The organism is Amycolatopsis sp. PSD-21 (genome assembly GCF_055561455.1).
The window spans coordinates 5,483,305-5,494,427 of sequence record NZ_CM145712.1 but is presented as its reverse complement, the minus strand read 5'-3'; the positions used below and the strand labels follow the sequence as shown (position 1 = coordinate 5,494,427).

Below are 11,123 nucleotides of genomic sequence, written 5' to 3'. Positions count from 1 at the left end.
CTCCTCGGGGGTCGGCGGGGTTGGTGCGGGGGATCAGCGGCCGAGCGGCCCTGCGGCGTGCCGCCAGGCGGCGACGGCGAGGGCGTCGAGATCGAGACCGGTCGTTCCGGCGTCACGAAGCACGACCAGCACGTCGTCGGCGGCGATGGCGACGGTGCGCAGACGCAGCCCAGGCAGCTCGGGGGGCTGGCCGGGAAGCGTCAGGAGTTGTTCGTAGGAAAGGGTTTTCGCGCCCTGGACGGCGGGAGCGGGGTGGACGGTGACGGTCGACACCGCGGTAGCGGCCGCGTCGTCGACCGTCACCTTCGAGCACCGCCCGGCCTGCGCGGCCCACGCCGCCAGATCGGGCGGGTTCGTCGTGCGCGCGACGAGTTCGGAGACCTGGCCGCCGGGCACCGCGGACTGGAAGCCCTGGCCGGTGGCGCCGTCGCCGACCAGCCTGCCGTGGACGACGTCCTCGCATCCGCCGACGTCGACCCTGCCGCGTTTGCCGTCCGAAGTGGACAGAGCCGCCGCCACGTCGAAGCCGTCGCGCCCGGACGCGTCCGGGACGGTTTCCGGAGGCAGCAGGGCGGCGGGCGGAACAGCGGGCCCAGGTGGCGCGGGGGCCGCCTGAATCGATTCTCCGGAGGCGCCGGAAATGGTCGCCACCGCGGCGGCGGATACGACGAGAGCGCGAATTCGGGCAGCCATGAATAGCCCTTTCGGAAGGGTCCTGATGGGGTCTGGTCCCTTCGGTGGGACGCGGGGCGCCGGGTCGCGTCAGCGGACGCCGAACCCGGGCGGCACGACGAAGGCTACGACGGGAAATCGAATACCGGAAGGTGTCAAGAGAACGTAAATGTCCTTCGTGTACTTGGTGTGACCTGCGGCTTCCGAGGTTTTCGCTGGTGCGCGAGCAGGTCTGGTACCACCGTGCCACAGTCGCTCACTGTCCGTGAGTGATGGGTCACCCTAGTGGGGGATGCGGGCGCATTTCTTGTTTCCCTGGCATTCACATTGTCCTCCCGGATTGTGGGCAGGACAATTGCCGGGAAGGGGTCCGTCCGCTTAACGTGTCGCCACCTCCGATTTTCTTTCCCGGGTAAGCGCCGTCACATTTTCGAATTCGATCGAACGATCGGGACAAAGGATTACGTATGCGCACTACTTCGAGGCGGCTGCGGGCCGTCGCGTCGCTGGCGGTCGCGGCGTGCTTGCTGCCGAGCGTCGTCGCGGCACCGGCGCTGGCCGAGAGCGGCGTCCCGGACGCCCGTGCCGACGACGGTTCGCACGTCGTCGCCCAGACCACTGTGGACGGTGACCCCCGGATGCTGGATCTCACCGTGCGCTCGGTCGGCGTCGGGAGTTATGCGATGGTCCGGCTGATCCTGCCGTCGCGGTGGGCCGCGGAACCGGACCGGAAGTGGCCGGCGGTGTACCTGCTCGCCGGGGAGACCCGCCTGCAGGACTACCGCGGCTGGACCGCCAACACCGACATCCGGAGACTCGCCGACGATTCCGGCGCGCTGGTGGTGATGCCGGGTTCGGGTTCCGCCGGATTCTTTTCCGACTGGTGGAATTACGGCAAGGACGTCGTGCTCAACCAGTGGGAGATGTTCACCGCGGTCGAGATCCCGCAGCTGATCGAACGCGGCTATCGAGGGGACGGGCGGCGGGTCGCGGCGGGGCTCTCGCTCGGCGGGTACGGCGCGGTGGAACTCGCCGCCCGGCGGCCCGGGGTGTTCCGCTTCGCCGGGTCGTTCAGCGGCAATCTCAACCCCACCGGCCCGTACGGCGAGCTGCTGACCAGTGCGATCGTCGCCTCGGCCCGGCAGGATCCCGAAGCCCTCTGGGGTGACCGGCGGCGGGAGTCGTCCCGCTGGGACGCGCACGATCCGCTGGTGAACGCCGACCGCCTGCGTGGCACCGAGCTGTATCTGTCGACGGGCAACGGCCTGCCGGGGCCGTTCGACGGGAAGCTCCCGATCGACGTGCTGCCCGGCGCGATGCTGCTCGAATTCCTGTGCTCCGGCCAGACCACCGCGATGGCGGACCGGCTGAACCGGCTCGGCGTCCCGGTCATGACGGACTTCTACGGGCCGGGCACGCACCACTGGGCGTACTGGCAGGACCAGTTGCACAAGACCTGGCCGAAGATGCTGCGGGCGCTTTCCGCGCCGGTGAAAGCGGGGGAGGCGTCGTGACCCGTCCGTCCTTTGTGGTCACCGGGGCTTCGAGCGGGATCGGCCGGGCGTGCGTGGCGGGACTCGTCCGGCGGGGCGCCCACGTCTGGGCCGGCGTACGCACCGACACGGATGAAACGGACCTCGTGCGCACTTTCGGCGATGCGGTCACCGTGCTGCGCATGGACCTCCGCGACGCGGCGTCGATCGCGGCGTGCGGTGAGAAGGTCGCGGCGGCGGGCCCGCTGCGCGGTCTGGTGAACAACGCGGGGATGGCCCGGCCGGGACCGCTGGAACACGTCCCGCTCGAGGACTTCCGGCAGCAGCTGGAGGTCAACGTGACCGGTCAGCTGGCCGTCACGCAGGCGATGCTGCCCGCGCTCCGAGCCGCGTCCGCCGCCAGGGTGGTGACGATCGGGTCGATGGGCGGGCGGATCGCCGGGCCGATGGTCGGGCCGTATCACACGTCGAAGTTCGCCCTGGTCGGGTTGACCGACAGTCTGCGCGCCGAACTGGCGCCGTCCGGGATCGGCGTCGTCCTCGTCGAGCCCGGTGCCGTCGCCACGTCGATCTGGCCGCGCGCCCGCGCCGCCGCCGAAGAGGTGCGCGCCGCCCTGCCGGAAGCCGCGCGGGAAAGGTATGCGGCGCAACTGGACGAGGCCGAACGCAGTGCGGAGCGGTCCGCGCGGAACGGTGTGCCGCCCGAGCGGGCGGCGCGAGTCGTCGTCCACGCGCTGACCGCCCGGCGGGTCGCGCCGCGGTATCTGGTCGGCAGGGACGCGCATGTCGCGGCGGTACTGGCGAAGCTGCCGTTCCGCCTCCGCTACCGGTTGACGGCGGCGAAGCGATGACCCGGCTCGTCGTGATCGTCGCTCCGGGTTCCCGCGGCGACGTCCAGCCGTGTATCGCTCTGGGCCGTGGTCTCGACGGTGATCGGGTCCGCGTGCTGGCGGCCGAGCGGTTCCGGACGCTGGTGACCTCGCACGGCCTGGATTTCGCGCCGCTTTCCGCCGACCCGAGCGAGATCCTCGGCTCGGACGGTGGCCGGGAATGGACCGAGGGACGCACGCCCGCGGGCTTCCTGCGCGGGCTGCGCGGCGCGCTCGCCCCGGTGATGGAGCGTCTGCTCGCCGATGTCCGGCGAGGAGCGGCCGGTGCCGACCTCGTTCTCGCTCCGACGCTCGGCTTCCTCGGCGCGCACCTGGGTGCCTCGCTCGGTGTGCCCGACGTCGAACTGCACTACCAGCCCAGCGTGCCGACGCGGGCGTTCGCGCATCCGCTGGCGCCGTGGGCCGCCAGGACCGGGCCGTGCGGCAGATGGCTGAGTTTCCACGCCGTCGACACCGTCGCGTGGCAGGTGCTGAGGCCGGAGGTGGACCGGTGGCGGGAGCGGTCACTGGGCCTGCCCGCGGCCGGGCTGCGTGGGCCGCGGCGTTCGGAAACCCCCGTGCTGTGCGGTTTTTCCGACGCCGTCGTGCCGCGGCCGAAGGATTGGCCGTCGAGGGTGCACGTCACCGGGTACTGGTTTCTCGAGGCGCCCGCCGCGTGGCGGCCGGACCCGCGACTGCGGGATTTCCTCGCGTCCGGGCCACCTCCGGTGTACGTCGGCTTCGGCAGCATGCGGCCGTCTGAGGCGGAGCGGACGTTCGCCGCCGTCCGCACTGCGCTGCGGAGGGCGGGGTTGCGCGGCCTGCTCGGCACCGATGCCGGGTCCGAGGACGACGACCTGCTGACGATCGGAGACGTCCCGCACGCGTGGCTGTTCCCGCGCACGGCGGCGGTGGTGCACCACGGCGGCGCGGGCACGACCGCGGCCGCGTTGCGCGCGGGCGTCCCTTCGCTGATCTGCCCGGTGTTTTCGGATCAGCCGTACTGGGGTGACCGCGTCTTCCGGCTCGGCGCGGGACCGCGGCCGTTGCCGCTGCGGGATCTCACGGCGGACTCGTTGACCGCGCGGCTGCTGGAGCTGTCGGGGAACCTGCTGTTCCGGCGCGGCGCCCAGTACGTCGCCGGGCGGCTGCGGGAGGAGGACGGGGTGGCGCGGGCACGGCAGGTGTTGCGATCGGTGGGCTAATTCTATGCGATTTGCATATAGTTGAGTCATGGAACTCGAGGCGGCGATCAACGAATGGCACGAGAGCGTCAACGAAGGTGACCTGAGGCGATCGGCGGACGCCGTCGGGGATCCTGTCGTGGTCCTCGGGCCGAAGGGTGCCGGGCCGATCACGTCCGCGCAGTTCGCCGACTGGGTGGATCGCTCGGGGATCAAGCTGAAGCCGCGCTCGTGGCATCCGGTCAGCGATCGCCTGATGGTGGTGGAAGAGGACGCGACCTGGCCCGAAAGCGCGGGACCGACCCGGGTGGCGACCGTGTTCCGGGTGGGCGGCGGCAAGGTCACCGCGGCGCTCCGGCTGCCCGATCTGAAGTCCGCGCTCGAACTGGCCTACATCTGCCGTGAGATGGCGGCCACCGAATGAGCGCCCAAGGTCCGGGTCAGGCTCTGTTCGCCTTCGTGCGGCACTGGTCGCGCCGGACGGCGGCCGTCGCGGATCAGGGCCGTCTCGTCCTCGTCGGCGAGGCGGTCCACTCCCTCGCCGAGCGCGGGACCGAGACGACGGTGAACGCGATCGCCGTCGAGATCGGCCTCGACCAGAGCGGCGCATCGCGGCTGGTCAAGGCGGCGATCGAGGCGGGCTATCTGTCCGTGGAGGCCTCGCGGAACGATGGGCGCCGGCGCGAGGTGTCACTGACCACGGCGGGCCGGTCGATGCTCGACCAGGCCCACCGTTGGCAGGAACAGGTTTTCGATCAGCTGACCGCCGGATGGAGCGAGAAGCGGCGAAGCGAGTTTCAGGCGGCCATGGGCGATCTCATCGACCGCTCGCATCGGCTGCATGCTCCGCGAGGTGGGTGACGAGGCGGCTGAGGCAGGACTGCCAGCCTTCGGCGTGGCTGTCGCGGTCCGCCACGGTCTCGAAGATCGCCTGGTGGAACGTCATTTCGGTCTTGCCGTCGAGGTCGGAGAGGGTGACCGTGACGAGCGTGTCGTGCCCCCGGAAGCCTGCCGGCTCCTCCCAGGCGAAGCTGAAGACGAGCCGCTCCGGCGGGACGATCTCGTGGTAGACGCCCGACGCCCACAGGTCGGTCTCGCCGTCGCTCATGCAGATGCGCCACTTTCCGCCCTCGGCGAGATTCACGGTGCAGGAAGTGGCGGTGAATCCCGTCGGGCCCCACCAGTGCGCGAGGTGGTCCGGGTCGGTCCAGACGCGGAAGACGAGGTCGCGGGGCGCGTCGAGGAGACGGGTGATCGTCAGGTCGGCCATGGATTCTCTTCCGCAGGGTATTCAACGCGTCAGTTAATCAACGTACTGGTTGAATTTTAGGGGTCATGTCAAGCGGTGAGGCGCGACTCGCGTGATCAGAGGCGTAACTCGCGTGCTTGGAGGCGTAACTCGCGTGGTGCCGTGTGTTGCGCCTCCAATCACGCGAGTTACGGCTGGAAGCACGCGAGTTACGGCTTGGCGCACGTCCGGAACTTGTCGAGACTGTCGGTGCCGGTCCGTACGGTCGCGGTCATGACCCTCCGCTCAGCACTCTGGCTGCCGATCTTCGACGAACTGGCCGATCCCGTGATCATCGCGCGTCTCGCCGCCGAAGCCGAGGAAGCGGGCTGGCACGGGCTGTTCGTCTGGGATCACGTCCGCTGGCGTGAGCCGGTGCGGGCGATCGCCGATCCGTGGATCACCCTCGCCGCCATCGCGTCCGCCACCGAGAATCTCGCCATCGGACCGATGGTGACGCCGTTGGCCCGCCGCCGTCCGGTCAAACTCGCCCGGGAGACCGCCACCCTCGACCAGTTGAGCGGTGGGAGGCTGATCCTCGGCGCGGGGCTCGGCAGCGACCGCTTCGGCGGCGAGTTCTCGAAGACCGGCGACGAACTGGACGATCGCAAACGCGCCGAGATGCTCGACGAGTCGCTCGAAATCCTCACCGCCGCGTGGTCCGGTGAGCCCGTGCGGCATCACGGCACGCATTACACAGTCGACGACATCACCTTCCTGCCCCGGCCGGCGCGCCCGATCCCGGTGTGGCTGGCGGGTTTCCCCGGGAAGGCGAAGCCGATGCGCCGGGCCGCGCGCTACGACGGTTTCTTCCCGGTGCACCTGCCGCACGCGGACGAGTTCGCGGAGGTGGTCGAGACGATCACCGCGTTGCGCGAAGACGTCGAGAAGCCGTACGACTTCGCCATCGGAGTGCCCGCGGGTACGGATCTGGCGCCCTACGAACGGGCGGGTGCGACCTGGTGGATGGCCGAATTCCCCTGGGACGACCTGTCCGTCGACGCGGTGCGCGGCGTGCTGCGGGATGGCCCGGCTTGACCCAACCTTTAATAACTCTTTACCAAGTGCGATACTGGACCGGCGAGGGGAGTACTTCCCAAGGGTCTGCCCGGTCAATACGGACGCTCCGCTGGTGTCCCCGGGAGACCGCCCCGCAGGGGTGAAGGAGACCTCGAACTTCGAGTTCGAGGAGGCTCCATGCCCGAGTCCGTGGCAACCGTGGGATCGCCGGGGTTGTGGGCGATCAGCATCGCCGTCCTGCTCGCGCTGCTCGTCGCCGATTTCGCCGTGACCCGTCGCCCGCACGAGGTGTCGATGCGGGAGGCCGCCGGCTGGTCGGTCTTCTACCTCGCGCTCCCGGTCGTGTTCGGGCTCTGGCTGTGGCTCGAGTACGGGGGCGGCCAGGCGCTGGAGTTCATGACGGGTTTCGTCGTCGAGAAGTCCCTGTCGGTCGACAACCTGTTCGTCTTCATGCTGCTGCTCGCCGCCTTCGCGGTCCCCGCGGAAGTGCAGCAGCGGGTGCTGCTCTACGGCATCGTGGGCGCGCTGGTGCTTCGCGGTGTGTTCATCGCGGCCGGTGCCGCGATGCTGTCGGCGGGCACCTGGGCGTTCCTCGTCTTCGGCGTGGTCCTGCTCGTCTCGGCGGTCAAGATCCTGCGCGAGGCCATGTCCGGCGGCAAGGACGAGTTGGATCTTTCGAAGCTGCGGTCGGTCCGGTTCCTGCGGCGGCTGATGCCGGTCACCGACGACTATCGCGGCACCCGGCTCACCGTGCGTGAACACGGGCGCCGCGCGCTCACCCCGCTGGCGGTCGTCGTCGTCGCGGTGTTCGCCACCGACGTGGTGTTCGCGGTCGATTCGGTACCCGCGGTCTACGGCATCACCGAAGACCCGTACCTCGTGTTCGCCACCAACGCCTTCGCGCTGATGGGCTTGCGCGCGTTGTACTTCGTGCTCCACACGGCGCTCGCGAAGCTGGTCCACCTGAACCACGGCCTCGCCATCATCCTCGCGTTCATCGGGGTGAAGCTGGTCCTGCACTGGGCACACGGGATCTGGCCGTCGGTGCCGCAGGTCCCCACCCCGGCCTCGCTGGGCGTGATCGTCGCCGTCCTGGTCACGGTCTCGTTCACCAGCCTGTACGCGCGCCGCCGTGAAGCCGCCCGGACGGCCAAGGAGTGAGCGATGATCACCGCACTCGTCGTCGGCTTCCTGATCGATCTGGCGGTCGCCGCCCTCTTCCTGGCCGCGGTGTTCCTGGTGTTCGGGGCGATGCGGCCACCGCGGCCGCCACGCGACCCCTGATCTTGGGAGGGGGGACAAGCCGGTGTCCGGACCGGCGGCATGTCCGGTACAGCCGGTAGGCTCCGGGAGGTTGAGAAGACAGCCGTCTTCTGTTCGTGCGCCGGACAAACCGGTGAGGAAAGGTGGCTGTCCGTGTCCAACGCCGTGCGTTACGGCGAGCAGTCTCCGCCTCGTAGGTCTTCGTTCCAGCCGACCCGGTTGCATGTCCTGCTGATCGAGGACGACGACGGCGACGCGCTCCTGGTCGAAGAGATGCTCGCCGACGCCGCCGGCAGCCTGGAACAGGTCGTGCTCGACAGGGTGACGACGCTCCAACGGGCACTCGAGCGCCGGATCACGGCCGATTGCGTACTGCTGGATCTCCAGCTTCCGGACGCCACCGGCCTGACCGGTCTGACCAGGCTGCGGCAGCACGCCCCGTCGACCGCGGTGATCGTCCTGACCGGGCAGGAGGACGAAGCCACCGGGGTGGCGGCGCTGGGTGCCGGCGCCCAGGACTACCTGGTCAAACAGCATGTCGACGGCAGTCTCCTGGCACGGACCCTCCGGTATTCCTGGGAGCGCAGCCGCGCCGAACGCGTCGAGCAGCAACTGCTCCAGCATCAGTTGCTGGCCAGGGAGAACGCGCGTCTCGAACGCGGCCTGTTGCCGACCCCGCTGGTGACCGATCCTCGTCTCAGCCTCGCGGTGCGGTACCGGCCGGGGCGGAACGGGGCCTTGCTGGGCGGTGACTTCTACGACGCCGTCGAACTCCCCGACGGCACGCTCCAGCTGGTCATCGGGGACGTGTGCGGACACGGTCCGGACGAAGCGGCGCTCGGTGTCGCGCTGCGGATCGCGTGGCGTTCGGTCGTGCTCGCCGGGCTGCCGATGGCGGAAACCCTGGCGATGGTGGAGAAGATGCTGGAACACGAGGCACTGGGCCCGCTGTTCGCCACCGTCTGCATGATCACGGTCGCCCCGGACCGCCGGTCGCTGAAGATGGCGCTGGCCGGTCATCCGCAGCCGCTCCTGATCGACGAGTCGGGCGGCAGGCTGCTGTCCAGGGAGAAACTCGGCCCGCCGCTGGGCGTCGTGCCGGGTATCGGCTGGCAGGAGCTCACGGTGCCGATCGGGCCGCGATGGTCACTGTTGCTGTACACCGACGGACTTTTCGAAGGACGTGTCGAAGGCAGCGGGGAACGGGTCGGGCTCGAACGGATGGCCGCCGCCGCACTGAACAGCCTGAAGGCCGAAGGCGGCTCCGACTCGGCGCTCGACCACCTGATCAGCGAGATGGACGTCCTGCACGGCGGGCCGTTGGACGACGACGTCGCGCTGGCGCTGCTCACGTTCGACTCCGGGGAGCAGGCCCGATGAAGTCCGTTTGGTCGATCAGCCGCTGGGCCGCGCTGTCCGGGGTGATCGCCGTCCTGCTGCTCGGCGGCGCGATCGTGGCCGGGTCGCTGGCCTTGACGAACCTCACCGACTCGCGCGCCAGGCTGCTGGACGTCACCGGTCCGCAGGTGCTGCGGTCCAACTCTCTCGCGACCGCGATGCTGAACCAGGAAACCGGTGTCCGCGGCTACATCCTGGCCGGGCGGAGCGAATTCCTGGAGCCGTACCGGGAGGGATTGCGAGCACAGGACGCGTCCGTGGCCGAGTTGCGCCGGCTCGGCGCCGTTCCGGGGACGGCGGCGGGCGACGATCTGGACCGGGTGCTGAACGCCGCCACGGCCTGGCGCAGGACGATCATCGAGCCCTTGCTCGCCGGCGCTCCGGCCACCGGCGAGCTGGTGGACGCGAGCAAACCGCTGTTCGACGAGGTCCGCGCTTCACTGAGCGTCCTGCAGAACCGGCTGGAGGCCGAACGGCTGGACGCCCGCGACGACCTGTCCGCCTCGGCCGACGTCCTGCGCGTGATGCTCATCGTGATCGCGGTCCTGCTCATCGGCGCACTGGCACTGGTCTTCCTGGTCCTGCACCGGAAACTGATCCGGCCGATCCGGCAACTGGCCGTCGAGGTCCGCGACGTCGCGCAGACCGACATCCACCGCGCGGTCCGTGGTTCCGGTCCGAAGGAGATGCGTGAACTCGCGTCCGATGTGGAGTCGCTGCGTTCGCGGATCCTCGACGAGGTCGCGGAGCTGGAGCGGGCGCAGGAACTGATCGTGACCCGGACGCGTGAGCTGGAGCGGTCGAATTCGGATCTGGAGCAGTTCGCCTACGTGGCCTCGCACGACCTGCAGGAGCCGCTGCGCAAGGTGGCCAGCTTCTGCCAGCTGCTCCAGAAGCGGTATCAGGGGAAACTGGACGAACGCGGAGACCAGTACATCGGTTTCGCCGTCGACGGCGCGAAACGGATGCAAGCGCTCATCAACGACCTGCTCGCCTTTTCGCGCGTCGGCCGCCGTCCTGGGGAGAACGTCCTCCTGGAAACCGGCGACCTGCTGGAGACCGCGCTGGGCAACCTCGAAGACGCGATCGGCGAGTCCGGTGCCCGGGTCACCCATGGTGAACTTCCCGTGGTGCGAGGCGAGAAGACCCTCCTCACGGCGGTTTTCCAGAACCTCGTCGGCAACGCGATCAAGTTCCGCGGCGAGGAGCCGCCGGAGGTCGAGATCGTCGCGGAACGTGACGGCGAGGACTGGCGGTTCTCCGTCACCGACAACGGAATCGGCATCAACGACGAGTACGCCGAGCGGATCTTCGTGATCTTCCAGCGCTTGCACGGCCGCGGGGAGTATCCGGGGACGGGGATCGGACTCGCCTTGTGCCGCAAGATCCTCGAACACCACGGCGGGACGATCTGGCTGGACACCACCGTCCAGGCCGGGACCCGCTTCTGCTTCACCCTGCCCGCAGCGCAGCACGCCGACGAAGGAAACGAGCGACCATGACCGAGTCACTGGAACCGATCCACATCCTGCTGGTCGAGGACGACCCCGGTGACGTCCTCATGACGCAGGAGGCGTTCGAGCACCACAAGATCCGCAACACCCTTTCGGTCGTTTCCGACGGCGAGCAGGCACTGCAGTTCCTGCGCCGTGAAGCACCGTACGAGGACGCGCAACGGCCGGGGCTGATCCTGCTCGACCTCAACCTGCCCCGCAAGGACGGCCGCGAAGTGCTCAGCGAGGTCAAGGCGTCGCCGGAACTTCGCACCATCCCGGTCGTCGTGCTGACCACGTCCGAGGCCGAAGAGGACATCCTCCGCAGCTACGACCTGCACGCCAACGCCTACGTCACGAAACCGGTGGACTTCGACCGGTTCATCGACGTGGTGCGCCAGATCGACAACTTCTTCGTCACCGTGGTGAAACTGCCGCGCTGA

Annotated in this window: 12 protein-coding genes; 10 read left to right on the top strand and 2 right to left on the bottom strand. The window is 69.3% G+C overall.

The genetic code is table 11. The annotated features are described in order from the left end of the window. Positions 1–33 precede the first annotated feature (33 nt). Positions 34–693: a hypothetical protein gene (locus tag ACZ1DY_RS25745; protein ID WP_465481133.1), complete on the bottom strand. Its 660-nt coding sequence runs from the start codon at positions 691–693 to the stop codon at positions 34–36. A gap of 446 nt (positions 694–1,139) precedes the next feature. Between ACZ1DY_RS25745 and ACZ1DY_RS25740 the strand changes: the two genes are divergently transcribed. Genes ACZ1DY_RS25740 through ACZ1DY_RS25720 form a run of 5 tightly spaced genes read left to right on the top strand, consistent with a single transcriptional unit; the run spans position 1,140 to position 5,079 of the window. Beyond that, a complete protein-coding gene (locus ACZ1DY_RS25740) occupies positions 1,140–2,186 on the top strand; it encodes an alpha/beta hydrolase (RefSeq protein WP_465481132.1) in 1,047 nt (348 codons plus the stop codon). After that, positions 2,183–3,016 (top strand): SDR family NAD(P)-dependent oxidoreductase, encoded by an 834-nt coding sequence (locus ACZ1DY_RS25735; protein WP_465481131.1) that lies wholly within the window; start codon positions 2,183–2,185, stop codon positions 3,014–3,016. The genes ACZ1DY_RS25740 and ACZ1DY_RS25735 overlap by 4 nt, the downstream gene beginning before the upstream one ends. Then, the gene (locus ACZ1DY_RS25730) at positions 3,013–4,239 is read left to right on the top strand and encodes a glycosyltransferase (protein ID WP_465481130.1); all 1,227 of its coding nucleotides are present in this window, start codon (positions 3,013–3,015) and stop codon (positions 4,237–4,239) included. The genes ACZ1DY_RS25735 and ACZ1DY_RS25730 overlap by 4 nt, the downstream gene beginning before the upstream one ends. Positions 4,240–4,267: 28 nt before the next feature. Beyond that, positions 4,268–4,642, top strand: a complete 375-nt coding sequence (locus ACZ1DY_RS25725) for a hypothetical protein (protein ID WP_126734294.1) — start codon at positions 4,268–4,270, stop codon at positions 4,640–4,642. Then, positions 4,639–5,079, top strand: coding sequence for a MarR family winged helix-turn-helix transcriptional regulator (locus tag ACZ1DY_RS25720; protein ID WP_257486055.1), 441 nt, complete (start codon positions 4,639–4,641; stop codon positions 5,077–5,079). The genes ACZ1DY_RS25725 and ACZ1DY_RS25720 overlap by 4 nt, the downstream gene beginning before the upstream one ends. Here the strand turns inward: ACZ1DY_RS25720 and ACZ1DY_RS25715 are convergent. Next, on the bottom strand, positions 5,036–5,488 hold the full coding sequence (locus ACZ1DY_RS25715; protein ID WP_465481129.1) for an SRPBCC family protein: 453 nt from the start codon (positions 5,486–5,488) through the stop codon (positions 5,036–5,038). The two genes, ACZ1DY_RS25720 and ACZ1DY_RS25715, sit on opposite strands and share 44 nt — an antisense overlap. Positions 5,489–5,740: 252 nt before the next feature. On the opposite strand from ACZ1DY_RS25715, the gene ACZ1DY_RS25710 reads away from it, so the two are divergent. The 5 genes from ACZ1DY_RS25710 to ACZ1DY_RS25690 all read left to right on the top strand — a co-directional run bounded on the left by ACZ1DY_RS25710 (position 5,741) and on the right by ACZ1DY_RS25690 (position 11,123). Continuing rightward, on the top strand, positions 5,741–6,544 hold the full coding sequence (locus tag ACZ1DY_RS25710) for an LLM class flavin-dependent oxidoreductase (protein WP_465481128.1): 804 nt from the start codon (positions 5,741–5,743) through the stop codon (positions 6,542–6,544). Between the two features lie 159 nt (positions 6,545–6,703). Continuing rightward, positions 6,704–7,687: a TerC/Alx family metal homeostasis membrane protein gene (locus ACZ1DY_RS25705; RefSeq protein WP_465481127.1), complete on the top strand. Its 984-nt coding sequence runs from the start codon at positions 6,704–6,706 to the stop codon at positions 7,685–7,687. Positions 7,688–7,942: 255 nt separating this feature from the next. Further along, complete coding sequence (locus ACZ1DY_RS25700) at positions 7,943–9,169, top strand: PP2C family protein-serine/threonine phosphatase (protein ID WP_465481126.1); 1,227 nt, start codon at positions 7,943–7,945, stop codon at positions 9,167–9,169. Beyond that, positions 9,166–10,689 carry a sensor histidine kinase gene (locus tag ACZ1DY_RS25695; RefSeq protein ID WP_257486060.1) on the top strand — a complete coding sequence of 508 codons (1,524 nt, stop codon included), beginning with the start codon at positions 9,166–9,168 and terminating at the stop codon, positions 10,687–10,689. Before ACZ1DY_RS25700 ends, ACZ1DY_RS25695 begins: the two co-directional genes overlap by 4 nt. Further along, a complete protein-coding gene (locus ACZ1DY_RS25690; protein WP_126734288.1) occupies positions 10,686–11,123 on the top strand; it encodes a response regulator in 438 nt (145 codons plus the stop codon). The genes ACZ1DY_RS25695 and ACZ1DY_RS25690 overlap by 4 nt, the downstream gene beginning before the upstream one ends.

Bases quoted from the DNA above. Each gene is read 5' to 3' on its own strand.
- ACZ1DY_RS25745 (WP_465481133.1), bottom strand. From the start codon at position 693: ATGGCTGCCCGAATTCGCGCTCTCGTCGTATCCGCCGCCGCGGTGGCG.
- ACZ1DY_RS25740 (WP_465481132.1), top strand. From the start codon at position 1,140: ATGCGCACTACTTCGAGGCGGCTGCGGGCCGTCGCGTCGCTGGCGGTC.
- ACZ1DY_RS25730 (WP_465481130.1), top strand. From the start codon at position 3,013: ATGACCCGGCTCGTCGTGATCGTCGCTCCGGGTTCCCGCGGCGACGTC.
- ACZ1DY_RS25725 (WP_126734294.1), top strand. From the start codon at position 4,268: ATGGAACTCGAGGCGGCGATCAACGAATGGCACGAGAGCGTCAACGAA.
- ACZ1DY_RS25720 (WP_257486055.1), top strand. From the start codon at position 4,639: ATGAGCGCCCAAGGTCCGGGTCAGGCTCTGTTCGCCTTCGTGCGGCAC.
- ACZ1DY_RS25715 (WP_465481129.1), bottom strand. From the start codon at position 5,488: ATGGCCGACCTGACGATCACCCGTCTCCTCGACGCGCCCCGCGACCTC.
- ACZ1DY_RS25710 (WP_465481128.1), top strand. From the start codon at position 5,741: ATGACCCTCCGCTCAGCACTCTGGCTGCCGATCTTCGACGAACTGGCC.
- ACZ1DY_RS25705 (WP_465481127.1), top strand. From the start codon at position 6,704: ATGCCCGAGTCCGTGGCAACCGTGGGATCGCCGGGGTTGTGGGCGATC.
- ACZ1DY_RS25695 (WP_257486060.1), top strand. From the start codon at position 9,166: ATGAAGTCCGTTTGGTCGATCAGCCGCTGGGCCGCGCTGTCCGGGGTG.
- ACZ1DY_RS25690 (WP_126734288.1), top strand. From the start codon at position 10,686: ATGACCGAGTCACTGGAACCGATCCACATCCTGCTGGTCGAGGACGAC.